General features: G+C 36.9%; 28 protein-coding genes and 2 other annotated features. Of the genes, 4 read left to right on the top strand and 24 right to left on the bottom strand.

Going from position 1 to position 23,529, the window contains the following annotated elements:
* Positions 1-208 precede the first annotated feature (208 nt).
* From B4D49_RS04155 to B4D49_RS04110, 10 genes are all read right to left on the bottom strand, one after another.
* Entirely contained in the window at positions 209-1,105 is an 897-nt protein-coding gene (locus tag B4D49_RS04155; protein ID WP_132869766.1) for an RluA family pseudouridine synthase, read from the bottom strand.
* Entirely contained in the window at positions 1,089-1,562 is a 474-nt protein-coding gene (gene lspA, locus B4D49_RS04150; RefSeq protein WP_132869765.1) for a signal peptidase II, read from the bottom strand. Before lspA ends, B4D49_RS04155 begins: the two co-directional genes overlap by 17 nt.
* Positions 1,559-2,476 (bottom strand): LysR family transcriptional regulator, encoded by a 918-nt coding sequence (locus tag B4D49_RS04145; RefSeq protein WP_286783336.1) that lies wholly within the window; start codon positions 2,474-2,476, stop codon positions 1,559-1,561. Before B4D49_RS04145 ends, lspA begins: the two co-directional genes overlap by 4 nt.
* A gap of 148 nt (positions 2,477-2,624) precedes the next feature.
* Entirely contained in the window at positions 2,625-2,918 is a 294-nt protein-coding gene (gene rpmA, locus B4D49_RS04140; protein WP_004232221.1) for a 50S ribosomal protein L27, read from the bottom strand.
* 21 nt (positions 2,919-2,939) lie between these two features.
* The gene (locus tag B4D49_RS04135) at positions 2,940-3,275 is read right to left on the bottom strand and encodes a ribosomal-processing cysteine protease Prp (RefSeq protein ID WP_132869772.1); all 336 of its coding nucleotides are present in this window, start codon (positions 3,273-3,275) and stop codon (positions 2,940-2,942) included.
* 12 nt (positions 3,276-3,287) lie between these two features.
* Positions 3,288-3,602: a 50S ribosomal protein L21 gene (gene rplU / locus B4D49_RS04130; protein WP_004232223.1), complete on the bottom strand. Its 315-nt coding sequence runs from the start codon at positions 3,600-3,602 to the stop codon at positions 3,288-3,290.
* 35 nt (positions 3,603-3,637) lie between these two features.
* Positions 3,638-3,713, bottom strand: a sequence feature (ribosomal protein L21 leader region).
* Positions 3,714-3,784: 71 nt separating this feature from the next.
* Complete coding sequence (locus tag B4D49_RS04125; RefSeq protein WP_132869771.1) at positions 3,785-4,342, bottom strand: GNAT family N-acetyltransferase; 558 nt, start codon at positions 4,340-4,342, stop codon at positions 3,785-3,787.
* Positions 4,333-5,538, bottom strand: a complete 1,206-nt coding sequence (locus B4D49_RS04120; RefSeq protein WP_132869770.1) for a CapA family protein — start codon at positions 5,536-5,538, stop codon at positions 4,333-4,335. Before B4D49_RS04120 ends, B4D49_RS04125 begins: the two co-directional genes overlap by 10 nt.
* Before the next feature lie 225 nt (positions 5,539-5,763).
* Positions 5,764-6,978, bottom strand: a complete 1,215-nt coding sequence (gene thiI / locus B4D49_RS04115; RefSeq protein ID WP_132869052.1) for a tRNA uracil 4-sulfurtransferase ThiI — start codon at positions 6,976-6,978, stop codon at positions 5,764-5,766.
* 41 nt (positions 6,979-7,019) lie between these two features.
* Positions 7,020-8,165 carry a cysteine desulfurase family protein gene (locus B4D49_RS04110; protein ID WP_132869053.1) on the bottom strand — a complete coding sequence of 382 codons (1,146 nt, stop codon included), beginning with the start codon at positions 8,163-8,165 and terminating at the stop codon, positions 7,020-7,022.
* 196 nt (positions 8,166-8,361) lie between these two features.
* On the opposite strand from B4D49_RS04110, the gene B4D49_RS04105 reads away from it, so the two are divergent.
* Both B4D49_RS04105 and B4D49_RS04100 read left to right on the top strand, forming a co-directional pair.
* Entirely contained in the window at positions 8,362-8,814 is a 453-nt protein-coding gene (locus B4D49_RS04105; protein ID WP_286783331.1) for a DUF6556 family protein, read from the top strand.
* Positions 8,815-8,880: 66 nt separating this feature from the next.
* Complete coding sequence (locus tag B4D49_RS04100) at positions 8,881-10,128, top strand: bifunctional folylpolyglutamate synthase/dihydrofolate synthase (RefSeq protein WP_286783329.1); 1,248 nt, start codon at positions 8,881-8,883, stop codon at positions 10,126-10,128.
* A gap of 30 nt (positions 10,129-10,158) precedes the next feature.
* Here the strand turns inward: B4D49_RS04100 and B4D49_RS04095 are convergent, their stop codons facing one another.
* The 8 genes from B4D49_RS04095 to B4D49_RS04060 form a co-directional block, all read right to left on the bottom strand.
* Positions 10,159-11,076 carry an L-lactate dehydrogenase gene (locus B4D49_RS04095; RefSeq protein ID WP_074481606.1) on the bottom strand — a complete coding sequence of 306 codons (918 nt, stop codon included), beginning with the start codon at positions 11,074-11,076 and terminating at the stop codon, positions 10,159-10,161.
* Between the two features lie 92 nt (positions 11,077-11,168).
* Positions 11,169-11,507 carry a YlbF/YmcA family competence regulator gene (locus B4D49_RS04090; RefSeq protein WP_020916975.1) on the bottom strand — a complete coding sequence of 113 codons (339 nt, stop codon included), beginning with the start codon at positions 11,505-11,507 and terminating at the stop codon, positions 11,169-11,171.
* 11 nt (positions 11,508-11,518) lie between these two features.
* Positions 11,519-12,625: a prephenate dehydrogenase gene (locus B4D49_RS04085; protein WP_286783325.1), complete on the bottom strand. Its 1,107-nt coding sequence runs from the start codon at positions 12,623-12,625 to the stop codon at positions 11,519-11,521.
* A gap of 81 nt (positions 12,626-12,706) precedes the next feature.
* Complete coding sequence (aroC, locus tag B4D49_RS04080; protein ID WP_074481604.1) at positions 12,707-13,873, bottom strand: chorismate synthase; 1,167 nt, start codon at positions 13,871-13,873, stop codon at positions 12,707-12,709.
* A 1-nt stretch (position 13,874) separates the two neighbouring features.
* The gene (gene aroB, locus B4D49_RS04075; RefSeq protein WP_286783323.1) at positions 13,875-14,942 is read right to left on the bottom strand and encodes a 3-dehydroquinate synthase; all 1,068 of its coding nucleotides are present in this window, start codon (positions 14,940-14,942) and stop codon (positions 13,875-13,877) included.
* 19 nt (positions 14,943-14,961) lie between these two features.
* Positions 14,962-15,831, bottom strand: a complete 870-nt coding sequence (locus B4D49_RS04070; RefSeq protein WP_132869058.1) for a shikimate dehydrogenase — start codon at positions 15,829-15,831, stop codon at positions 14,962-14,964.
* On the bottom strand, positions 15,821-16,498 hold the full coding sequence (aroD, locus tag B4D49_RS04065) for a type I 3-dehydroquinate dehydratase (protein WP_199542342.1): 678 nt from the start codon (positions 16,496-16,498) through the stop codon (positions 15,821-15,823). The genes B4D49_RS04070 and aroD overlap by 11 nt, the downstream gene beginning before the upstream one ends.
* Positions 16,495-17,658 (bottom strand): class I SAM-dependent rRNA methyltransferase, encoded by a 1,164-nt coding sequence (locus B4D49_RS04060; RefSeq protein ID WP_286783321.1) that lies wholly within the window; start codon positions 17,656-17,658, stop codon positions 16,495-16,497. Before B4D49_RS04060 ends, aroD begins: the two co-directional genes overlap by 4 nt.
* A gap of 319 nt (positions 17,659-17,977) precedes the next feature.
* Between B4D49_RS04060 and B4D49_RS04055 the strand changes: the two genes are divergently transcribed.
* The gene (locus B4D49_RS04055; RefSeq protein WP_286783320.1) at positions 17,978-20,107 is read left to right on the top strand and encodes an LTA synthase family protein; all 2,130 of its coding nucleotides are present in this window, start codon (positions 17,978-17,980) and stop codon (positions 20,105-20,107) included.
* Between the two features lie 156 nt (positions 20,108-20,263).
* On the opposite strand, the gene rplT is transcribed toward B4D49_RS04055, so the two are convergent.
* From rplT to B4D49_RS04030, 5 genes are all read right to left on the bottom strand, one after another.
* Complete coding sequence (gene rplT / locus B4D49_RS04050; RefSeq protein WP_000124839.1) at positions 20,264-20,623, bottom strand: 50S ribosomal protein L20; 360 nt, start codon at positions 20,621-20,623, stop codon at positions 20,264-20,266.
* A 51-nt stretch (positions 20,624-20,674) separates the two neighbouring features.
* The gene (rpmI, locus tag B4D49_RS04045) at positions 20,675-20,875 is read right to left on the bottom strand and encodes a 50S ribosomal protein L35 (protein WP_003065422.1); all 201 of its coding nucleotides are present in this window, start codon (positions 20,873-20,875) and stop codon (positions 20,675-20,677) included.
* 38 nt (positions 20,876-20,913) lie between these two features.
* Positions 20,914-21,444, bottom strand: coding sequence for a translation initiation factor IF-3 (gene infC, locus B4D49_RS04040; RefSeq protein ID WP_003065423.1), 531 nt, complete (start codon positions 21,442-21,444; stop codon positions 20,914-20,916).
* A gap of 13 nt (positions 21,445-21,457) precedes the next feature.
* Positions 21,458-21,585, bottom strand: a sequence feature (ribosomal protein L20 leader region).
* Between the two features lie 23 nt (positions 21,586-21,608).
* On the bottom strand, positions 21,609-22,289 hold the full coding sequence (gene cmk, locus B4D49_RS04035) for a (d)CMP kinase (protein ID WP_074481598.1): 681 nt from the start codon (positions 22,287-22,289) through the stop codon (positions 21,609-21,611).
* A gap of 14 nt (positions 22,290-22,303) precedes the next feature.
* Positions 22,304-22,786, bottom strand: coding sequence for an SAG1386/EF1546 family surface-associated protein (locus tag B4D49_RS04030; RefSeq protein WP_132869640.1), 483 nt, complete (start codon positions 22,784-22,786; stop codon positions 22,304-22,306).
* Positions 22,787-22,830: 44 nt separating this feature from the next.
* Here B4D49_RS04030 and B4D49_RS04025 point away from each other — a divergent pair, with 44 nt between their 5' ends.
* The gene (locus tag B4D49_RS04025) at positions 22,831-23,025 is read left to right on the top strand and encodes a ferredoxin (protein ID WP_132869639.1); all 195 of its coding nucleotides are present in this window, start codon (positions 22,831-22,833) and stop codon (positions 23,023-23,025) included.
* Here the strand turns inward: B4D49_RS04025 and B4D49_RS04020 are convergent.
* On the bottom strand, positions 23,015-23,506 hold the full coding sequence (locus tag B4D49_RS04020) for an EbsA family protein (RefSeq protein ID WP_199542354.1): 492 nt from the start codon (positions 23,504-23,506) through the stop codon (positions 23,015-23,017). The genes B4D49_RS04025 and B4D49_RS04020 overlap by 11 nt on opposite strands.
* Positions 23,507-23,529 lie beyond the last annotated feature (23 nt).

Raw genomic sequence — 23,529 nt, 5'->3', positions numbered from 1 at the left:
TAGTTGCACGCTTCTTTTACCGTTCTCTCCTTGCCTGCCTCACGGGACAGTATTAAAGGATAATATTTACTCTTATATAATACCAAATCGTTCATCATTTGACAAGGAAATTATGATTTTCGACAAAAAATATCTACCACTTTTTTGCAAAACGAATAAAAAAGTAGAACTCCTAAAAAGTTTTGTTCTACTTCTTTGCGATTATTAATTATGCTTTTCCGATTCTTAGCTTTTCAAGTGTTTCTTTAAAAATTTCTGGAACTTCAGCTGTAAAGGTCATTGTTTCACCAGTTTTAGGGTGTGTAAAACCTAGTGTTTGAGCATGCAAGAATTGACCATTCCCTTTTAAAGTTTTACGTGGTCCGTATAATGGATCTCCAGCTACAGGATGGCCAATGTAAGCCATGTGTACACGGATTTGGTGAGTACGTCCTGTTTCCAAAGTCAATTCAACTAAAGTATAACTTCCAAAACGTTCCAATACTTTGAAATGCGTTACTGCAGGTTTCCCTTTAGCCGTAACAGCTTGTTTTTTACGATCTTTATCAGAACGACCAATTGGCGCTTCAATGACACCACGATCATTCGGGATGTTACCATGAACAATTGCTACATATTTACGAAGTGATTTTTTTTCCTTCAATTCCGCAGCAAGTGCATTGTGAGCGGCATCATTCTTAGCAATCATCAAAAGACCTGAAGTATCTTTATCAATACGGTGAACGATACCTGGTCGAATCACACCATTAATTGAAGATAAATCCTTGATATGATACATCAAAGCATTAACTAAAGTTCCTGAAGTGTGCCCAATAGATGGGTGAACCACCATACCTTGTGGCTTGTTAACTACTGCAACATCTTCATCCTCATAGACAATATCTAATGGAATATCTTCAGCAGTATACTCTAGAACTTCTTCTTTTGGCACTTCATAAGTGATAACATCACCAACTTTAACAGCGTATTTTGCCTTAACAGCTTTGCCATTTACCAAAACAGTACCTTTTTTAATTTCATCATTTGCTTGGCTACGTGACAATTCTGTCAAATCAGCTAACGCTTTATCCAAACGCGCGCCAGCTTCTTTAATGATTAATTCCATTTTCCTCCTCTTTCCATAGGGCAATAAACAAAATCACTACCCCAACTGTTAAATACGAATCTGCTACATTAAAAATAGCAAAATTCATAAAATCCAAATGAACCATATCAACAACGTAACCAAGTCGCAAACGGTCAATAAAATTACCGATTCCACCAGAAATAATCAATAAAAGGCCAAGTAAAAACCAAAAATTGCCATTGATATTTTTAATAAAATAATAACAAGCTGCACCTACAACAGCAAGCGTGATTACAGTAAAGAACCACTGCTGATTTTGTAAGATTGAAAAAGCTGCTCCATAATTACGCAAATAGGTTAGGCTAAAAATCCCAGGTAGACACTTGCGAATGGTATTTAAAGGAATATGATTGACAATCCATAACTTACTTAGTTGATCAATAAGAATCAAAATCAAAGCAGCTATTGGAAAATAAAGTTTTCTATAGTTTTTCATTTGGTCACCTTTGGACTGAATTTTTCAAAATAATCTTTCATGACAGCGATGAATTTTAAAGCACAGACTGATAAATTTTTATCACGGCGTTTGATATAAACCATTTTGTTATCTAACTTATCCTCAAGCGGAATAACCGTAATGCCATTCACACTGCGACTATCAAGGAAACCAGAACCTGTTGCGTAGGCATCCGTACGTTCCAAAATACCATTTAACGTTGCACGGTCCGTCACATTAAAGACATGTGGACTGTCACTGGTATCTACAAAGTTTTCTGAGTAATATAGGTATTCATCCTTTTCTTGAGTAAAGCGAACAGTTGGGAAATTTTTCAAATCATCCATCTCTAAATTTTCTTTTTGAGTAAGCGGGTGATTCTTAGCAAGGTAAATATGAGTTTTAAAAGGAATTAATTCTACAAATTCCAACCCAAGTTTTTCCATACGCTGTAAAAGGCCCTTACGATTTTGATTATTTAAATAAATAATCCCAATTTCACTATCCCCTTGAGCAACCTCATCAAAAATTTGAATCGTTGTGGATTCAAAAATCCGAAAATCTTTATGCTCTGGATGAGCTTTTGAAAAAGCAGTTATCAACGGTGGCAAAAAATCATAGTGTTGACTAGCAATTGAAAACTCATCAGAGTCAGAAGCTGATTGAGAAAATTGCTTCTCAAACGAATCAAAACTCTTAACAACTTCCAATGCTTTTTCATAAAATGTCATCCCATGACTAGTTAAAACAGCACCTGTTGTTGTACGTGTGAAAATTTGAAAGCCTAATTCACCTTCAAGGTCCTTAATAGCTACTGACAAACTCGGCTGACTGACAAAAAGCTTCGAAGCTGCTTCACGAAAGGTCCCACTGTTTGCAATAGCTACAACATATCGTAATTGTTGTATATTCATTGTCAATCATTCTTTCTAAAAAATCAATCACCTTTATTATAGCAAATTATAACTAATGGCGCTATATCAAGTAAAGCAAGACAATTACCATAAATCTCACTTTTGCGGTAAATCAAAAAAAGCCTGCGAAAGCAGACTTTCTGTTAAATTATTTTGCGATTGGATAAACTGATACTTGACGTTTATCGCGACCTTTACGTTCGAAACGAACAACACCTTCAACTTTAGCGAAAAGTGTATCGTCACCACCGCGACCTACGTTCACACCTGGGTAGATGTGAGTACCGCGTTGACGGTAAAGGATTGATCCACCTGAAACAGTTTGACCGTCAGCTGCTTTAGCACCAAGACGTTTTGCTTCAGAATCACGACCATTTGATGTAGAACCTCCACCTTTTTTGTGGGCGAAAAGTTGCAAGTTAGCAAGATTCATTTTTAACATATGTAGTGTCCTCTTTTCAAATTAGTTTGCAATGACCTTAACTGACACAAACTCTTTCGAATTTTCAGCCAAGTTTGTCATTCCTAAAAGAAAGCTTTCAAATAAAAGTTGAACTTTCTCATCTGTCTTTTTAGTTATATGAGAGATATCAATCTTCATATAACCACCATCAATCTCATTGATAGCTAAATCAACGTCACAATCTGTCAAAACTTCTAACGAATTAACTAGGTTAATTGATAGGGTTGAAACAGCTGCACATACGATATCAAAGCCATATTCACCACTGCCGGCATGACCAGTCAGTTCAACACTTTCTAAGTTGCCTTTATGACGAATAAAAGTTGCTTGAATCATGAGAATGCTAAATTAAGCGTTGATAGCGTTGATAACAACTTTAGTGTAAGGTTGACGGTGACCTTGTTTACGGTGTGAACCTTTTTTAGGTTTGTATTTGAAAGTAACAACTTTCTTTTGTTTTCCTTGTTTTTCAACAGTACCAACAACAGAAGCTCCTTCAACAACTGGTGTACCAACAACAGTTTTTTCACCACCAACAAGAACAACTTCGTTAAATGTTACTTCTGAACCAGCTTCAACATCAAGTTTTTCAACATAGATAGCTTGACCTACTTCAACTTTAACTTGTTTTCCACCAGTTTTGATGATTGCATATGTGCTCATCGTGCACCTCCTATAAAATTTTGTTGCGGATTTTTCCGCTTGTGAAGACTCGCCTAAATCGTGAACCTCTAGAGTTGCTTAATAACGATTTTCGTGCGGTTGCACAGGATGTGCATTTAGTCAACGTTCATATTTTAACACGTTAAAAGGATTAAAGCAAGAAATATGCTGGCTTTTTTTGTTTATATTGCGTTTTCATTGATTTTTTGATCAAAAGAGACTGGAATTAAACCGAGTACTGCTTTTTCTGTCAACTTTTCAACCAAATGAATATCAATATCACTCTTGGTTGCCATCATTTGATAAACTTCTGCTCCTTCATGATAATAGTAGTCAGTAATTGAAAAGCCATTTCTTTCATAAAAGTTGACACGTTTCAGACGTTGCTCATAATTATCTGCTTTCTCATCTAAAGGTTCCATAGCTAGAATTATTGGTCTTTTATTAGCTAGATGTTTGATATCTTGTAAAATAGCAGAGCCATAACCGCGAGAACGGATTTGCGTGTTAACAGCTAGAAAGAAGAGGTAAACAACCTCTTCATTTTGCAACAGGTAAGCCAAGCCAACAAAGGTATCACCGTCGTAATAAGCATAAAAATCAGCTAAACTTCTACATGTATTTAAAAATAGCGGAAAATAAGGTAGGCGCTCCACAGCCGGAAACGCTGTAAAATATAAGTTTTTGACATCACGATAGTTCTTAGAAAAGAACTTGACCTTTTGTCGTTTTAATTCCATTGTAAATTCACCAATTCATTCATTTCTTGATAGGCAGTATCAACTTTTTCTTGCATATTAGCATCAAGTTTATCACGATACTTACCACCCTTGATAAAATCTTCTAAAATAAGCGTGCGATAATCTGAAAGCACAAAACCTTCTGATCCTATCACGCCCTTGCTCCAAACCCAAACCATTGTCGGGTGAGCTTTGACAGTTTTGATTTTGGTTTTTTGATTTTTCTTTTCAAATGTCACATCCATCAACAGACCACGTTCTGTCCAAATGTCATCTACTGTTTCTAACCGTTGATTCGAAATAAAGTTCCCCATTGAGTAGATAATGAATTTCTTTTCACCGTCCTTTTCAACGGTCTCAGAAGACTCAACAACATGTGGGTGTCCACCAAAAATAACATCTGCTCCCCACTCGATCATCTTATGGTAAAGCGTAACTTGTTCTTGAGTGGGTTCACGTTGATACTCCACACCCATTTGTGGCATGACAATCGTTACATCTGCTTTCTTTTCAGCTTCCTGAATTTCTGCTTTCATCTTATCTTCATCCAAATCAGACATATGTTTTTCATAGTCTTCAGATGACAGATTTGCTTCTAAACCATTATAAGCATAAGAATAACCTAAAATAGCGATTTTGATACCATTAACATTTTTAATTAAAATATCTTCTTTGTCACGGTCTTTCTTATAAACACCGATACTTGGCATGCCCAACTTATCAAATGTTTTTACCGTATTAATGGCACCAGAAAGACCTGAATCTAGGATATGATTGTGAGCCAAATCAACCACATCATATCCTGTGTCTTTCATAGCGTCCGCAATTTCACTGGGTGCATTAAACAACGGATAGCCAGCTAAAGGATAATCTGGGCTGATTGTTCCCTCGTAATCACCAATAGCTAAATCAGCACTTGAAATCCAGTCTTTGGCATATTCAAAGAAAGGCTTGAAATCATAAGTCCCATCAGCCTGTTCAGCACTACCGTAAAGACCATTATGAATAAGAATATCGCCATTAGCCATGACACGCGCCGTTTTCACCCGGCTTGGATGAGCTTTTGACTGGTGAGTCTTATCACTTGGGGAATGCTTTTCAAAAGCTAAACCATAAAAAGCTGCTCCCAATAAGCTAAGCAAAATAAATGCCAAGCAAGCAAAAGTTGTCTTTTTATAAATTATCCTATCTAACATCCTTAATCACACCTCCATGTGGTTATTATACCATTTTATGATTAGGCTTTCAGGATTTCACTGGCACTGAAAAAGTTGTTAAATAAGTAAGGTATTCAAGCTTAAAGATTAAAAAGCGAATCGTTAATTTAATAAATCTTCGAAGCTCAAGCTACTGTGTTTTATAAAACTACACTTTCACAAACAAAGAGACTAAGATTTTATGTCTCAGCCTCTTTTTATCAATTATAGTAAGTCATCAATCAAGTCATCAACTTCATCATGTTCTGCTTGTGGTGTAATTGTTGTCACCTTAATTCCAGCAACCGCACGTTCAACAAGTCCTTCAACATCCATACGTTTTTCATATTGTTCAACATTCTTGATTTTTGGATTAGTTTTTGGACGATCTGGTGCAAAAATCGTACAGCAATCTTCGAATGGTTGAATAGAAATGTCAAACGTATCGATTTTTTGTGCAATATCAATGATTTCTAATTTATCCATTGTTACAACTGGACGAATAATTGGTGTTGCAGTTACGGCATTAATGGCGCGCATACTTTCAAGCGTTTGACTAGCCACTTGTCCAAGACTTTCACCGTTAATGATAACCAAACCATTACGCTCTTCACGAATGCGGTCTGTAATGCGCATCATGAAACGACGTGTCAAAGTCATCAAGTAAGCTTCAGGAGCTTTTTCTTTGATTTCTTCTTGAATTTCAGTAAATGGAACTTCAATGAAATCAATGTTACCACCAAATTTTGTCAATTTACGTGTCAAATCTTGAGCTTTTTTAAGAGCACCTGGACTTGTGTATGGAGGGCTAGCAAAGTGAACAGCTTCGATATCAACACCACGTTTAAGGGCAAGGTAACCAGCAACTGGTGAATCAATACCACCAGACAGCATCAACATCCCACGGCCAGCTGTTCCAACAGGAAGACCACCAGCACCTTTAATATTTTCATATGAAAGATAAGCTGCTTCTTCACGAATCTCAACTTTTAGGTTGACATCTGGACCTTTCATTTGAGCTTGAATATCCGGTAAAACTTCAAATACTGCTGAACCAAGGAATTGGTTCAATTCGCGGCTGTCCATTTCAAAATTGTGGTCACTACGTTTACTTGTGATTTTAAAAGTTAATCCTTCATGATAAACGTCTTTCATGACATCTTGAACAGCTTTTTTGATAGTTTCAAGATTCTTTTCAACTTTGTAAGAAGGTGAGAATGCTTGAATACCAAAGATTTGTTTTAATGATTCAGCAACTGGGACATAATCTGTTCCATTCAAAAAAATGTGAGCGCGGTCACGATCAGCCACAACACGCACATCAGGATAAATAGAAAGAACGTGTTTCATGTTACGTTTCAATTTGTTGATGAAACGCATGCGGTTCTTTCCTTTAGTTGATAATTCGCCGTAGCGAACCATAATTTCTGAGTATTGCATAATTTATTAAAGAGAAGACTCTCTTTATCCTTTCTTATTGATTATCTTACTTTTTTTGTCTTTTCGTAAACTTGTTTGAAAATTGTTAAGAATTGTTCCACTTGTCCCATATCATTGTCGTCATCAAGACTAATGCGAACAGCTGATTGAGCCAATTTTGTTGGAACTCCCATAGCAATCAAAGTACCTGCTGGTTTTCCAGCTTTTGATGAACAAGCTGAAGTTGTTGAAATATAAATTTCATGCTCTTCAAAGGCATGAACCACAACTTCTCCACGAACACCTTTAATGCCAAATGTTAAAATGTTTGGTGCAAATGTATCATCCTTACCAGAGAAAATGAGGATATCCTCGTGTTTAGCAAGTTCATCATAGATGATTTCTTTCATTTTAGCAATTTTTGGAAGTGCATAGGCCTCTTTGTCTGTAACCAAACGAAGAGCTTTAGCTGTCGCTGCAATACCAGCAACATTTTCAGTAGTTGAACGAAGATCGCCTTCTTGACCACCACCAGCTAGCAAAGGGTTGAGTTTTTTACCTTCTTTTTTATAAATAAAACCTACACCACGCACACTGTGGAATTTGTGCCCAGAAAAGCTTGCAAAATCAACACGATCTGTTAGATAATCAGCAGCTGGAATTTTCCCAATTGCTTGGACAGCATCCACGTGGAATGAAATTCCTGGTTTATCAGCCAATAGTTCTGAGATAGCTTTGATTGGTTGGATAGAACCGATTTCGTTATTAACAGCCATAATTGATACAAGAGTTGTATCTGGACGTAAAAGCTCTGCTAATTTTTCAACATCAACAAACCCTTTTTCATTAACAGGTGCATAAGATACTTCAAAACCGTGTTCGCTTAGCCATTTTGCAGACTCTTTAACAGCAGGGTGTTCGATATCAGAGACAATAATGTGTTTTCCATAACGCTCTTTTTCAAAAGCAACACCTTTAAGAACCCAGTTGTCACCTTCTGTACCGCCAGAAGTGAAAATAATCTCTGTGCTCTTAACCCCAAGTAGATCAGCAATTTGTTTACGACTGGCTTCTAAGATACGACTAGCTTTTGTTCCTAGATTGTGTAGACTTGAGGGATTTCCGTAAATTTTACTTGCCACTTCCTGATAAGTTCTTAGCACTTCAGGATAGGGAATTGTTGTGGCAGAGTTATCAAAGTAAATCATTTTTTCTTCCTTCACAAAAAAATCAATACTACCATTATAGCACAGTCTCTTATAAGTGTGAAAGCTTTAATCCTAAGTTTTTTAAGGCTATTTTTAAGAAAATGCTTTAAAATATTTTCTGAAAGAGCCCCATCTCATACTGGACTTTTAAAATGAAAAAACTATAATAGAATCATACGCGAAAAAGGAGTTAAAAATGTCTCAACATTATTCAAGACGTCAAAAAAAATCACAAAAAGATAAGGAACAAGCCCCATCAAAGCATATTAAAAAAGGCTTCTCCGCTTTTCAAAAAACAATTGCACTTATTGGTTCTATCCTTAGTATTATCGTAGCCAGCATTACAATCACTAACGCTGTGAAGGGATCTTCAAATCAGAAACCAACTGAAAAGTCAACTACAACTGTTGTTATTAAAGAAGGCAACAAGGGTAACAATAGTAAAACTGATACATCAGCATCAACCACTTACTCAAGTTCAGCTTCAGACAATACAACTTATAACGACGATGCTGACACAACCTACGATTCAAGTTCAGAAACACCAACCTATAGTTCAAGTGTTGACACAACTCAAGACAACACTCAAACAAGTTCTCAAGCAACATCTGATAATACAGCAGGAAGTGCTACTGAAACAAATCAATAATATCAAAGAGGAATGGGCTAATAAGAATTCCTTATCAGCCCACCTCTTTTTTACTAGGAAAATCAAATGACGACTTATATTGAAACACTAAATTGGATTCACTCTCATAAAGCTAACGGACGCAGACCAAGTTTAGAGCGTATGCGATACCTTCTGGATTTACTCAATAACCCACAGGATAAATTTCCAGCAATCCACGTTGTCGGAACAAATGGAAAGGGTTCAACAACAAGTTTTCTACAACATATTTTAACAAAGTCAGGTTACAAGACAGGAACGTTCACTTCTCCTTTTATCACGCGCTTTAACGAGCGAATCGCTATCAATAGCAAGGAAATTTCTGACCAGGATTTGGTAAAAACTGCGCAAGCTATTAAGCCTATTGTCGAAAACTATGATTTTCAAAATAAAGTCGGTAAAGTGACAGAATTTGAACTTGTTACTGTGCTCATGTTCTACTATTTTGCTAAAATCAATCCAATCGACATAGCTGTCATAGAAGCAGGCATCGGCGGAACTTACGACTCAACTAATGTCTTTACAGCTAAAGCCGTTATTTGTCCGTCAATCAGCATTGACCACCAAGATACCCTTGGAGATACTTTGACAGAAATTGCTAGTCACAAAGCTGGCGTTCTAAAAACTCATGTTCCTTTTATCTTTGGTAAAATGGCACCAGATGTTCAACAAGTTTTTTATCAAAAAGCCAAAAACTTGAATTGTCCGACCTTTGAGATTAATAAAGATTTTTCAATCAGTGAAAACGACAGAGCTTTTTCTTTCACCTACCAAGATAGAACTATATCAGACATCACTTTGTCAATGCTTGGACACCACCAAAGAGCTAATGCTTCATTAGCAGCCATGGCGGCTACCATCCTTAAACCTGATTTTGCTAACATTACCGAAAAAAGTATTAAAGATGGTTTACAATCAACAATGTGGGCTGGACGTTGCGAACTTATCAGAGATAACCTCATGCTAGACGGTGCCCACAATGAAGATTCCATCGCTAAATTAGCCGATGTTCTAAAAAAAGAGTTTTCAAATAAAACCATCCATATCCTTTTTGCAGGACTAGGACGTAAACCACTCAATCAAATGCTTGAGGAATTGTCAGTTTACGACTTATCTGTTACAAGTTTTGACTTCTATCAGGCACAAGCTTTATCGGATTATCCTGAACAATACACCAAAGTGGCTAATTACAAAGATTGGCTTACACAAGCTAAACTGAAATCCGATGACTTATTTGTTGTCACGGGTTCGCTTTACTTCATTTCTGAGGTTCGAAATTACTTGCTTAATCAATAATCCCACCTGATTTTCAGATGGGATTTTTCTTTATTTTAGACTTTCAGCAAATTTACGTTTGATAAAGTTAGCTGAATTTTCAAGCTTGGCTTCTTCTTCTGCAGGTAATGTCAATTTAATTTGTTCAATAATACCTTCTCGTCCAACAATAGCTGGATAGCTAAGGTAAGTATCTAATGGTTCATAGTAATTTGAAACAGGAAGTTCTTCATGACTATCTGAAACAACGGCAAGTGCTAAACGAATCGCTGCGCTTGCAATACCATAACTAGTGTATTTCTTACCATAAAAGACAGTATGACCACCAATCATAGCCTCATGAGCAATTTCGTCAAGTGTTTCATCGTCAGTAAATTTTGAAATAGGTTGACCTTTAACACGAACTTGACTCCAAGCTGTAAATTGTGAATTACCATGTTCACCCAAATTGTAACCATAAACACTACGAGCATCAACACCAAATCGTTCTGAAACAGCACGTTTCATACGAGCCGTATCAAGTAGGGTACCAGTTCCAATAACACGTTCTTTTGGAAGTCCAGAGTAGTGTTGATAAAGGCTAGTAATCACATCAACTGGATTTGAAATAGCAATAATAATGCCTTTAAAACCAACTTCTTTCAATTTTTTAGCAACACCAGGCACTTCTTTTGCAGTAAATGGCAACTCAGCAAAACGGTCTGCATTGGGATTATCTTGGAGTTTAATATTCCCTAAAGCAGAAATCACCACATCAGCATCTGCTAAAGCTTGATAATCATTAATTACAATATTAGCATGTTGATTCAAATTTGCTGCTGCATCACGAAAATCGACGGCATCAGCTGTCACTTTCTTTTCATCTATATCAATTAGTACATAATCATCAAATGCTCCCTGAGCAATCAGCCCATGAGCAACTGTTGAGCCGACATGACCCATTCCAATAATTCCGACCTTACGTGACATAAAACAACCTCCTTATAAAGTTATCAATCATTATAGACCTTTCATCCTGAAAATACGAAAAGAACCTAACAAGAAATGTTAGGTTACAATAGTTATTTCAAAAGATCTTGTAGTGGTCCAAAAATGATTTTTTCAAGATCTGCTACATACACTGATAATGATTGTTGCGCACCAAGATAGGCTTTCAAAACTGGATTTGCTTCAATTTTAGCCCCTAGTTCTTGCATTTTAGTTTGTTCATCACCTGTAGGCATTTGGCCAGATTGCAATTTTGCATAAAGCCCTTGTTGGAATTCAGTAAATTCTTTAAACAAGGCTTTGGCTTCTTCATCAGCATCAATGGCTGCGCGGCACTCTTGTGCTTTTTTGTATTCTGGAAGAACACGGATTTCGCGTTCCAATTCGTTTGCTAAATCATAAATATTTGCCATAATATATCTCCTTAATTAATATGAACTTTATAATCAGTATTTTCACTAATAACCTTTTTAGCATGCTCTAAATCTTTAGCATTCTTAAACGAAATCTGTAAGATACCATTGATATCTTCACGATTTTCCTCGTTAACGTGAATGTTAACCAAAGACGTTCCACGAAGTAATTCCAAGATTCTTAAGATAACATCTTCTTCGTCAGGAACATCCACAAAAAGATCAAAGGCGCTTTCTACACCACCACGTTTATGAATTTGCATTTCCTTACGTGTCTCTTTAGCATGGTTGAAGTAATTCCAAATGGCATCACCATCACTCTTAGAAATAAGTTCTTTAACCGCATCAAGTCTCTCTTTAAAATCATCAATGCGGCCTATAACTGCTTCTTTATTTGTCAAAAGAATGCTGGTCCACATTCCTGGCTCACTTTCGGCAATACGTGTCATATCTCGAAAAGCACCAGCTGCAAAATGATTAGCCATTTCGTGTTCAGTCGCATAATCACCCGCTTGTTCCATCAAACTTGCAGCAAGAATGTGAGGAAAATGCGAGATTTGACTGGTCACACGATCATGCTCAGCTGCATCGATTTCCACATAACGTGCGTGCAAGCCAGACAAAATTCCTTTAAGTTCATCGATTGTTCTATCAAGCGTTAAAGAAGATGGTGTAAAAATATAATAAGCATTCTCAAACAGATTAACATCGGCAGCAATAGCACCTGATTTGTGTGAACCTGCCATTGGATGTGAGCCAACAAAACGAACCTTTTTACCAGCTAAGTACTTTTCACCTGCTTCAACGATTTCACCTTTGGTTGAACCAGCATCAGTTATGATGACATTATCTTTCAAATCCATTTCAGAAAGGATCTTAATAAATTCAATCGTTTGTTTAATTGGAACCGCCAAGATAATCACATCAGCCAATGGAGCAAATTCTTTAAAATCTGCTGTCGCTTGATCGACAATACCACGTTCAAGAGCAACATTACGCGATTTGTCAGAACGGTTGTATCCTAGGATTTTATAATCAGGATGGTCTCGTTTAATCCCTAAAGCAAGGGAGCCACCAATTAAACCTAAACCTGCTACGTAAATCACTTTATTTTCCATAGTTTCTCCATTTCCGGATTACAATTCCTTATAGAAAGAAGCTGAGCACCCTAGTCTCAGCTTCAGTCAACTGTTTATGCATTAAAAATGTTTGACATAATCACGATGACGAGCGACAGCTTCTTTTAATTCTTCGAGATTGTCAGAAGAGAATTTTTCAAGAATCTCATCAGCCACAACTGTTGCTACAACAGCTTCCATAACAACACCAGCTGCAGGAAGAGCCGTTGGATCTGAACGTTCAACAGTTGCTTTGTATGGTTCATGTGTTTCAATATCAACTGACATCAAAGGTTTATAAAGCGTTGGAATAGGCTTCATGACACCACGAACAACGATTGGTTGTCCATTCGTCATTCCACCTTCAAAACCGCCAAGATTATTAGTGCGACGAGTGTAACCTTCTTCTTCGTTCCAAAGGATTTCATCCATTACTTGGCTTCCTTTAAGGTAACCATCTTTGAAACCTAAACCAAACTCTACACCTTTAAAGGCATTGATAGAAACAACCGCACCAGCAATCTTAGCATCAAGTTTTTTATCCCATTGAACGTAAGAACCAAGTCCAACAGGAACGCCACCAACAACTGTTTCAACCACACCACCAATGGTATCCCCATCTTTCTTGATTTGGTCGATATAATCTTTGATTTCTTGCTCACGTTCTTGGTTAACAATTGAAACTTCAGATTGACTTGCTAATTCTTTAATTTGTGAAACCGTAAGGCCTTCTGGAACATCGATTTCTTTGCCACCAAATACCACCACGTGGTTAGCAATTTCGATATCAAGTTCAGCCAAAATACGTTTAGCAACTGCACCAACTGCCACACGCATTGTTGTTTCACGTGCAGACGAACGCTCTAAAGAATTACGCAAATCTTCAAATCGATATTTCATACCACCAACAAGGTCCGCATGACCTGGTCGTGGATGAGTAATTTTACGTTTTGTTTTTAAGGCATCATCAATATCTTCAACAGCCATAATATCTAACCATTTTTGATGGTCTTTATTAATAACGTTGAGGGTAATTGGAGCACCAGTCGTCTTACCGTGACGTACACCAGATGTGATTTCAACTTTATCTGACTCAATTTTCATACGTCCGCCGCGGCCATAGCCGCCTTGGCGACGTTTTAAATCAACATTAATGTCGTCAGCAGTTAAAGGAAGTCCTGCAGGAACTCCTTCAATAATTGCAGTTAAACGCGGTCCGTGAGATTCACCAGCTGTCAAATATCTCATATTACTTCTCCAAATACTCTTTCATCTCTTCAAGGGGGATCTGATTAATCGCTGCACTACCAAGCTCTGGTACGATGACGGTCTTAATCATTTTACCGCGAGCTTTCTTATCATGTACTAAAGCACCATAAAGCTCATCAACATTCCAAGGGTGATAGTCTGTTGGCAAACCAAATTTTTGGCACATATCAAAAATGTCTTTAGTAATGCCTTTAGGCATTAAACCTTTCGCTTCGGCAACACGAGAAATTTGTACCATACCAATCGCTACAGCTTCACCATGCATCACTTTACCATAACCTGCTGTTGCTTCCACAGCATGTCCAATGGTGTGACCAAAATTAAGATAAAGTCGAACGCCATTATCAAGTTCATCTTCCACAACGACTTTACGTTTTACATTACATGAACGGTAGATAATGCTCTCAGCATGATTTAAAATGCTTTCTGGTGAACCATCCATAGCAGATAGTTCATCCCACAATTCAACATCATCGATCAAACCATATTTGATCACTTCTCCCATCCCTTCAATGAGCTCACGTTTTCCAAGAGTTTGAAGAGTTTCAGGATCAATTAAAACACCATCCGGTTGCGTAAAAGTACCAACCATATTTTTGGCAAATGGCGTATTGACACCAGTTTTACCACCAATTGATGAATCGACTTGAGCAGTCAAACTTGTTGGAATTTGTAAAAAATGAATGCCACGCATATAAGTAGACGCTACAAAACCAGCTAAATCTCCAACGACACCACCACCAAGTGCAACAATACCATCGCTACGTGTCATGCCGTTTTTAACCAAGAATTCATACGCTTTATTAACTGTTTGAAGATTTTTTGAAGCTTCACCTTCTAGAAAATCCAAAACAATCACTTCAAACCCAGCATTCTCAATGCTAAGTTTAACTTTTTCGGCATACAAACTTCCAACATGGTTATCTGTAATAAGGGCGATTTTTTGAGGTTGCCATAATGACTTTACCCAATCACCGGCTTTAGCTAAGACACCTTTTTCAATCACAATATCATAAGGTGTTTGAGGGAGATTAACATTCAATTTCATTAGCGTCACCTATATTATCCTATTTTGTATTGTACTTTTCTTCTAAAGCTGACCAAATTTCAGCTGTTGGCATAGTCTCACCAGTCCAGATTTCAAATGCTTCTGCAGCTTGGAACAATAACATTCCCAAGCCATTAAGCGCTTTGAGACCTTTGATTCGTGCTAATTTCAAGAATGGTGTTTCAAATGGTTGATAAATCGTATCAGCTACCAACAACCCTTCAGGAAATTCAAAATCTTCTGTGATAATCATTGATTTTCCATCCATTCCAACACTTGTCGCATTGACAAAAAGTTGTGATTCCAAAACCTTTTCTTGAATTGTTTTCAAATCTTCGACTGGATAAACTGTGATAGATACACCAGTTTTATCAGATAGTTCTTTAGCTTTATCTCGAGTCACATCCAAGAACTGTGTCTGATTGAAAATGTTAATATGACCAGCACCATTTAGTGCTGCTTGTGCAATAAGAGCCGTTGCAGCTCCTCCGCCACCAAGAATCGTCATTGTTTTGCCTTTGACATCAAAATCAGCAAAAGTAGACAGACTTCTAAAGAAGCCAATACCATCTGTATTATGGCCAACCAATTTGCCGTCACGATTAATAACAGTATTAACCGCACCAATCAGAGCTGCTGAATCAGTCAATTCATCCATATAAGGCATGACTTTTTGTTTGTATGGCATTGAGATATTAACACCAAACATGTCATAACGTTTAACATTTTCCAAAGTAACCGCTAGATCTTCCTCAGGAATATCCCAGGCAACATAAACACCATTAACACCAGTTTTGTCAAAAGCGTAATTATGAATGAATGGTGAAATAGAGTGTTTAATTGGCGTTGCCACAACAGCGGCTAAGCGAGTGTATCCATCAATCTGCATCAAGTACCTCCCTAATACGTTTCATATCGGCAAGAGCAACCTGTCCAGGTGCACTTGTTTGGTCTAGGCTTGCAAAAGACCATGATGATCCAAAAACGTCAACAGCAAAACGCGAAACGCGTCCTAGTTTCCCCATTGACATAGTGGCATACTCTTGTTCAGGATTTAACGTTTTAAATCCGCGAGTATAGTTCATCAAGTCAATAACATCTTGTTCACTTTGAGGCATAACAGCAACTTTTACCACACGAGGGGCTAAAGACGTTAGCTCAGAAAATGATTCCATCAAGTTTTCAGGAGTCTCTTCAAAATTATGATAAGACAAAACTAGATTTGGAAACTCTAACATTTGTTGAAAGGCTTCTTTATGTGAAAAATATTCAAAGTCAATATAATCTGGGTGGTAAATAGCATTGATATTTTTCAAAAGTTCAACATATTCATCGTCAGATAGGCTCAGATTACCACCTTCTCTATCTGTACGAATGGTAAAAATAATTTCTCTACCGGAAAATTTTTCAAAAATAGCTGGCGCAACAGTCATAATATCTTCTTTGGCTAGGTAATCAGCTCGCCATTCGATAATATCGACATCTTCAAACCTCGAGATGTCAATCGACTGCGCCTCTTCTAAATCTTTCGGCATAATAGGTACTACTATCTTCATTTCTCAACCTTTATTGTAAATACTTTCAAATAATTACTGCTCATATCTGCTTTGTTAACCGTGAAATCACTTGGCAATTGTTGCAAGCGAATATACTCATGCTTAGCAGAAGCAAATCCTTTTTCCAATTGTTTCTTAAACTGTGCCACAGTCAAATTAGCTGCATTTGTAGAAGCAATGATTGTGCCATCATCTGATAGAACTTCCAATGCTTGGCTAATTAAACGGTGATAGTCTTTAGCAACAGAAAATGTTTGTTTTTTATTACGAGCAAAACTTGGTGGATCGATAACAATCAAATCAAAAGTCAAGTTTTTACGCTTAGCGTATTTGAAATATTCAAAAACATCCATGACCACAAAATGATGATTAGTCAAATCTAGGCCATTAGCTTCAAAATGCACTTGAGACAATTCACGAGAACGTTTCGCTAAGTCTACAGAAGTTGTTTCAGTAGCACCACCCATAGCAGCTGCAACTGAAAAAGCTGCTGTATATGAAAACATGTTCAGAACACGTCTTCCCAGACCTAGTTCATTAATTAAAGCATCACGGACTTCATGTTGATCTAAAAAGATACCTGTCATCAGACCATCATTCATGAAAACACTGTATTTGACACCATTTTCCAAAATTGTAAAGGTTTCAGGTGCTTCTTGACCATAAATGTGAGCTGACTCATAATCAAGTCCTTTAAAGCGAATTTTTTCATATCCGCCTTTTACCGTAGGATAAACTTTTTGAAAGGCTTCGACAATGATATCACGATACTGATAAACAAAAGTGTTATACCAAGAAAATACAACAAAATCAGCATAACGATCTATCGTCACACCACCGAAATTATCGCCATCTTGATTAAATAATCGGTAAGCCGTTGTTAAATCAGAATTCTCAAAATGTTGTCGCTTTTGCTTAGCCTTGCTAAACAAGCTAACAAAATAAGACTCTGTCAAATCAATCTTTCCTGTTCCTAAGAACCAACCAATTCCTTTATTCTGACGAGAAAGATAAGCCGTTCCTAAAAACTGACGTGAATGATTATAGAGTGCAACTAATTGATTATCTAAACCAAGTTGATGAAAATCTTTTCCATCCAAAAGTTGAATACCACGCTTAATTTTCTTTTCAACGAAAGAATCCACGTATAGTTTGTTCATGAAGCCTATTATATCAAAAATTCTGAATTTTTCCCACTAAATTTTATATTTCTTACCTATTTTACAGTGCAGTAAACCATATCTAGCATGGAAAAAACGAACAAAAGAAGAAACCGATTCAGCCTTGACTACTATTAAGTAAAAATTTCCACCTTTCTTTTCACCAGAATATCAAAAAATCAGACAATACTATTACCTTAGGTTGGCCAAATCCCTTAAAAACAAGGTACAGTTCCTTGTACTAAAAATCTTGTCTTTGTGTTATAATTGAAACTGAGATTTTATCTTTAGGAAAAAAAGAATAAAGGAAGTTCCTACAGTGAAAAAAATGAAACAAATTATCTCTCACGTGGTTAATACACGTTTGGGATTTATTTTGACACTTTTGGCCTTTTATTGGCTTAAAACTATGTGGGCTTATCACGTTGACTTTAGTCTTGGACTAGAGAATCCGTACCAACTTTTATTATCAATTATCAATCCTATTCCTATCGGATTGCTTCTACTCGGGTTAAGCCTCTATATTAAGAGAACACGTGTTTTTTATATCGTTAGTTGGATTATTTACACAATATTAAATATTCTTCTTATTTCTAACTCGATTTATTTCCGTGAGTTTTCGGATTTCATTACTGTAAGTGCTATGCTGGCAAGTAGTAAAGTTTCTGCTGGTCTTGGTGACTCAGCCCTTAACTTACTGCGTGTTTGGGATATTATTTACATTATTGATTATATCGTTCTACTTGCACTATTTGCTACTAAGAAAATAAAAGTTGATAATCGTCCATTTAACAAACGCGCTAGCTTTGCTATTACAGCCTTATCAACTCTTTTATTTTCAGTTAACCTTTTCATGGCTGAAATTGATCGACCAGAGTTATTAACACGTGGCTTTTCAAACGTTTACGTTGTTAGAGCTCTCGGCTTACCATCATTCACAGCCTATAGCGCTAACCAAACCTACCAAACAGAGAAGGTTCGTAGTGAAGCTACAGCTTCAGACTTAAAAGAAGCAAAACAATACGTTTCTGAGCATTATGCAGCCCCTAACTCAAAATATTATGGTATCGCCAAAGGAAAAAACGTCATCGTCATCCACTTAGAAAGTTTCCAACAATTTCTGATTGACTACCATTTGCAAGTTGATGGAAAATCATATGAGGTCACACCTTTCCTTAATTCACTTTACCATTCAAATTCTACTCTTGCATTTTCAAACTTCTTCCACCAAGTTAAAGCTGGTAAAACTTCTGATGCTGAGACCTTAATGGAAACATCACTATTTGGACTTAGCAGTGGTTCTTACTTAGTTAACTACGGTGGTACAAATACAGCTTACGCTGCTCCATCAATTCTCGGACAAACCGGTGACTATACAAGTGCTGTGTTCCATGGTAACGTTGGTACCTTCTGGAATCGTAATAACGCTTATAAACAATGGGGCTACAATTATTTCTTCGATTCATCTTATTTTACAAAACAGAATAGTGAAAATTCTTTCCAATACGGATTAAATGATAAATACATGTTTGCAGACTCAATTAAATATCTTGAGCACATGCAACAACCATTCTACACAAAATTCATTACTGTAAGTAACCACTACCCATACACTAGTTTAGCTGGGAATTCTGATGAAGAAGGTTTCCCTCTTGCTAAAACAGATGATGAAACTATCAATGGTTACTTCGCTACTGCAAACTACTTAGATTCTGCCATCAAAGCTTTCTTTGATTACTTAAAAGAATCTGGATTATATGACAACTCTATTATCGTACTTTATGGTGACCACTATGGTATTTCAAATTCACGAAATACAGACTTGGCACCACTTCTTGGAAAAGACTCTGAAACTTGGACAGGTTATGACAACGCCATGTTACAACGTGTTCCATATATGATTCATATCCCTGGATATACTGAAGGCCACATCAGCAACACCTTTGGTGGTGAAGTTGATGCATTACCTACACTTCTACACCTACTCGGAATTGATACAAGTAACTTTGTTCAATTAGGTCAAGATTTATTATCTAGTGACAACAAACAAATCGTTGCTTTTAGAACTTCAGGTGATTATGTTACTCCAACATATACAAGTTACAGTGGTCGCTTATACTATACTGACTCTGGTCAAGAGATTACAAATCCTGACGAGAGCACTCAGGAAGCAACTAAATCCATTCGTGATGCAGTTGCAAAACAACTCTCCGTTAGCGATGAAGTGCAAACAGGTGACCTTCTCCGCTTTGATAACAATGGTTTAAAAGAAGTTGACAACTCATCTATTTCTTATACCGATTCTCTGAAATCACTTAAATCAATTGAGAAAAAACGTGGAGATCAATCAACAAGCTTGTACAGTGAAAATGGAAATCAATCAACTGTCGATCTCTTCAAAGCACCAAGTTATATGCAACTTCACGAAAGTTCTACCAGTGCTGAATAATACAAAAGACTTGCCTATAGGCAAGTCTTTTTTTATCCCCACAAGCAAAATAATCATGGCCTACTAGTGCATATACTTACTGTCAGTAACTAATTATTCTAACCTGACAAATCTAGCAAAAAAAGACTAACCAAAGGTTAGTCTTTTGATTAATTCTTATTTACCAAGTTTAGCTTTAGCTGCATCTGCAAGAGCTGTGAAAGCTGCTGCATCGTTAACTGCTAAATCAGCAAGCATTTTACGGTTAACTTCGATTTCAGCCAATTTCAAACCGTGCATCAATTGTGAGTATGACAAACCATTCATACGAGCTGCCGCATTGATACGTGTGATCCAAAGTTTACGGAAGTCACGTTTTTTCTGACGACGGTCACGGTATGCATAGTAGTAAGAGTTCATTACTTGTTCTTTTGCAGTACGGAACAAGATATGTTTTGCACCATAGTAACCTTTAGCAAGTTTCAATACACGTTTACGACGTTTACGAGATACAACGCCACCTTTAACACGAGCCATTTATATTCTCCTCCAAATAATTCTTAATAATATCGAGTAATTGCTTTTGTCTTATTTAAGACCTGAAAGCATTGCTTTAATACGTTTGAAATCTCCTGAGTGCACCATAGCTGCTTTACGAAGATGACGACGTTGTTTTTTAGTTTTACCGTGGAAACGGTGTGAAGTAAATGCGCGGAAGCGTTTCAATCCACCAGAACCTGTACGTTTGAAACGTTTAGCTGATGCGCGGTGAGTTTTTTGTTTTGGCATTTTAGAATTCTCCTCTTAAAATAGTTTAAAATTGACAATTATTTTTTGTCTGGAATTGGAGCAAGTTGCATGAACATTTGACGTCCATCCATCTTAGCTCTTTGCTCAATAATAGCAATATCTTGCGTTCTTTCTGCAAATTCAGCCAATACCTTTGCTCCAATTTCTTTGTGAGTAATCATACGACCTCTAAAGCGAATTGAGACTTTCACTTTGTTTCCTTTTTCAAGGAATTTACGGCCGTTACGAAGTTTAGTCTCGAAGTCACCTTTATCGATAACTGGGCTAAGACGAACTTCTTTAACAGTCACAACGCTTTGTTTTTTGCGTTGTTCCTTACGTTTCTTTTGATACTCAAATTTGAACTTTCCGTAGTCCATAATTTTAGCAACAGGTGGCGTAGCTTGTGGTTGAATTAGAACCAAGTCAACATTAGCATCGTCAGCAATAGCCTGAGCTTCTGATAATGGTTTAATTCCTAATTGTTCACCATCAAGACCAACGAGACGAACTTCGCGAACGCGGATTTCATCGTTAATGAATAGATCTTTCTTAGCTATGATTTTCACCTCTTTATTTTTTTAGAGAAAAACGAAACGGACTTGATAACTCAAGCCCGCACACACGTAATATTCCTATTGGAATCTTTGACATGTTGGGCCAGACAACCGTAGTCGCAAGGCGAGAAGTTCTCACTTCTGCTTTTCTCATTGATTATATTCTATCATAGAGACTAATCCATGTCAATGATTTTTTCCGCTTTTTCTTGAATAAATTTCACAACACCGTTAATATCAACACCTGTTGTATCAAATGTGATTGCATCTTCAGCAGCTTTTAATGGTGAAACTTTTCGATGACTATCTTTGTAGTCACGTTCTGCAATTTCACGTTTAAGTGTTTCAAAGTCTGTTTCAATTCCTTTTTCTTTATTTTCTTTGAAACGACGTTCTGCACGTTCTTCAACAGAAGCAATCAAGAAGATTTTTAGTTCTGCATCTGGTAAAACAACTGTACCAATATCGCGACCATCCATGATGATTGCACCATTTTCAGCAATGCGACGTTGTTGTCTTACAAGTTCTTCACGAACTTCTGGAATAGCAGCTACCCATGAGACGTTATTTGTCACATCGTTTTGGCGAATGGCAAGGGTAACATCTTTATCGCCAACAAATACTGTTTGACTACCATCTTCAGCGCGACCAAATGACACTGGATTATTAGCCAAAGCTTTTAAAATACCTTCTACATCTTTTTCTGTTAATTTATTTTGTAACGCTAAATACGTTGCTGAACGGTACATTGCTCCAGTATCAAGATAAGTATAGCCAAGATTTTTAGCAATAATCTTGGCTACTGTACTCTTACCACTTGAAGCAGGACCATCAATCGCAATTCTAATTGATTTCATGATTCCTTTTCTTCCTAATTAATGTGTACTTCATCTCCAGGATTTGCATACCAGTATCCTGAAGTCATGTGGTCAGGATTAAGTTCATAGAGTTTGTCAACTGAAATTCCTGCACGTGCAGCAATTGATGCCGCACCTTCACCAGACATAACTGTAATGGTATCCCCATTACCTTCACTTGATGATTCAGTTGTGTCACTTGAATTAGCATCTGTAGACGAAGCTTCCGTTGATTCTTGTGAGCTTTCTGAACTTGTCGCTTCAGATGAAGAGACAACACTAGATGAAGCGCCATAAAAATTGGATGTTTCTGACGCTTTATCACCACCACGATTTGAAGTGTAAAAAACAACAAACAAAATCGCAACAACAATAACAAAGAAAACACTCAATAAAGCTGTCAACAAAGGTGTACTGATAACTGAACCTTTTGTTTTACGGCTAATTCTGATTTCGTTGTCATCGACTACTTTTTCTTCCCATGGTTGTTTTGCCATAATGTCCCCTTGTTAAATATATCAATTCATATTACAATAATAACATGAAAGTATCAATAATTCCTGAAAAATGTATTGCCTGTGGCCTCTGCCAAACATATTCTAATCGTTTTGATTACCATGACGATGGCATTGTAAAATTTGCTGATTCTGATTTACTAGAACAAGCAATTCCAGACTCAGACAAAGACACACTTCTCGCTGTCAAATCTTGTCCAACCAAAGCTCTTACAATTTAGTAGGAGCTTTTTTGTTAGACTTATAAGCTTCAAAATAATCAAGTTTAATAAAATTATCCGTCAATTCAACCGTACCACGAAAATCTGGATGAACTGCCAAAGCATCTAAGAAATACTTCTTAGGCCATTTTCGCATTGAAAAAATTCTATCTTTCTGATTTTTGACTTTTAAAATCAAACCTGACTTATTCACTTCAACACACTCAATTTGTGCAATTGCAAGTCTTGATCTCTTAAATGGATTTAACGAAACAATTCGAAGTTTTCCATCTTCTTCAATCACAAAATAACGATGGAATCCCAATCCAACTAAAATGATAAAAATAGCGAATAACACAAAAAATTGACTTGGTATCTTTGTCCGCTCAAATAATAATGATAAACCGATAAACATCGGAACCATTGCAATCGACCAATAAATAACTGACCAAGATAATTCTGGTTGCCAATGGTATCGAATCTTTCCAAAGATTTTAATCATTACGGTCCTCCATTTAGCTAATT

It is taken from the genome of Streptococcus sp. UBA4344 (genome assembly GCF_002393675.1).
Taxonomy (GTDB): Bacteria; Bacillota; Bacilli; order Lactobacillales; family Streptococcaceae; genus Streptococcus; species Streptococcus vicugnae.
The sequence above is the reverse complement of the archived record's forward strand: the minus strand, read 5'-3'. Positions and strand labels throughout refer to the sequence as shown.

Excerpts from the sequence above, each read along its gene's own strand:
- B4D49_RS04030 (WP_132869640.1), bottom strand. The coding sequence starts at position 22,786 with ATGGCAAAACAACCATGGGAAGAAAAAGTAGTCGATGACAACGAAATC.
- B4D49_RS04070 (WP_132869058.1), bottom strand. The coding sequence starts at position 15,831 with ATGCAGATTGATGGATACACTCGCTTAGCCGCTGTTGTGGCAACGCCA.
- B4D49_RS04085 (WP_286783325.1), bottom strand. The coding sequence starts at position 12,625 with ATGGAAAATAAAGTGATTTACGTAGCAGGTTTAGGTTTAATTGGTGGC.
- aroB (WP_286783323.1), bottom strand. The coding sequence starts at position 14,942 with ATGAAATTGAATGTTAATCTCCCTCAAACACCTTATGATATTGTGATT.
- B4D49_RS04090 (WP_020916975.1), bottom strand. The coding sequence starts at position 11,507 with ATGGCAAATATTTATGATTTAGCAAACGAATTGGAACGCGAAATCCGT.
- aroD (WP_199542342.1), bottom strand. The coding sequence starts at position 16,498 with ATGAAGATAGTAGTACCTATTATGCCGAAAGATTTAGAAGAGGCGCAG.
- B4D49_RS04135 (WP_132869772.1), bottom strand. The coding sequence starts at position 3,275 with ATGATTCAAGCAACTTTTATTCGTCATAAAGGCAACTTAGAAAGTGTT.
- aroC (WP_074481604.1), bottom strand. The coding sequence starts at position 13,873 with ATGAGATATTTGACAGCTGGTGAATCTCACGGACCGCGTTTAACTGCA.
- B4D49_RS04020 (WP_199542354.1), bottom strand. The coding sequence starts at position 23,506 with ATGATTAAAATCTTTGGAAAGATTCGATACCATTGGCAACCAGAATTA.
- rplT (WP_000124839.1), bottom strand. The coding sequence starts at position 20,623 with ATGGCTCGTGTTAAAGGTGGCGTTGTATCTCGTAAACGTCGTAAACGT.
- lspA (WP_132869765.1), bottom strand. The coding sequence starts at position 1,562 with ATGAAAAACTATAGAAAACTTTATTTTCCAATAGCTGCTTTGATTTTG.
- B4D49_RS04105 (WP_286783331.1), top strand. The coding sequence starts at position 8,362 with ATGTCTCAACATTATTCAAGACGTCAAAAAAAATCACAAAAAGATAAG.
- B4D49_RS04155 (WP_132869766.1), bottom strand. The coding sequence starts at position 1,105 with ATGGAATTAATCATTAAAGAAGCTGGCGCGCGTTTGGATAAAGCGTTA.
- B4D49_RS04145 (WP_286783336.1), bottom strand. The coding sequence starts at position 2,476 with ATGAATATACAACAATTACGATATGTTGTAGCTATTGCAAACAGTGGG.
- B4D49_RS04095 (WP_074481606.1), bottom strand. The coding sequence starts at position 11,076 with ATGTCACGTAAGGTCGGAATTATTGGAATGGGTCATGTCGGCTCAACA.
- thiI (WP_132869052.1), bottom strand. The coding sequence starts at position 6,978 with ATGCAATACTCAGAAATTATGGTTCGCTACGGCGAATTATCAACTAAA.
- rplU (WP_004232223.1), bottom strand. The coding sequence starts at position 3,602 with ATGAGCACATATGCAATCATCAAAACTGGTGGAAAACAAGTTAAAGTT.
- B4D49_RS04125 (WP_132869771.1), bottom strand. The coding sequence starts at position 4,342 with ATGGAATTAAAACGACAAAAGGTCAAGTTCTTTTCTAAGAACTATCGT.
- B4D49_RS04120 (WP_132869770.1), bottom strand. The coding sequence starts at position 5,538 with ATGTTAGATAGGATAATTTATAAAAAGACAACTTTTGCTTGCTTGGCA.
- cmk (WP_074481598.1), bottom strand. The coding sequence starts at position 22,289 with ATGAAATCAATTAGAATTGCGATTGATGGTCCTGCTTCAAGTGGTAAG.
- B4D49_RS04110 (WP_132869053.1), bottom strand. The coding sequence starts at position 8,165 with ATGATTTACTTTGATAACTCTGCCACAACAATTCCCTATCCTGAAGTG.
- rpmI (WP_003065422.1), bottom strand. The coding sequence starts at position 20,875 with ATGCCAAAACAAAAAACTCACCGCGCATCAGCTAAACGTTTCAAACGT.
- B4D49_RS04060 (WP_286783321.1), bottom strand. The coding sequence starts at position 17,658 with ATGAACAAACTATACGTGGATTCTTTCGTTGAAAAGAAAATTAAGCGT.
- rpmA (WP_004232221.1), bottom strand. The coding sequence starts at position 2,918 with ATGTTAAAAATGAATCTTGCTAACTTGCAACTTTTCGCCCACAAAAAA.
- B4D49_RS04025 (WP_132869639.1), top strand. The coding sequence starts at position 22,831 with ATGAAAGTATCAATAATTCCTGAAAAATGTATTGCCTGTGGCCTCTGC.
- B4D49_RS04100 (WP_286783329.1), top strand. The coding sequence starts at position 8,881 with ATGACGACTTATATTGAAACACTAAATTGGATTCACTCTCATAAAGCT.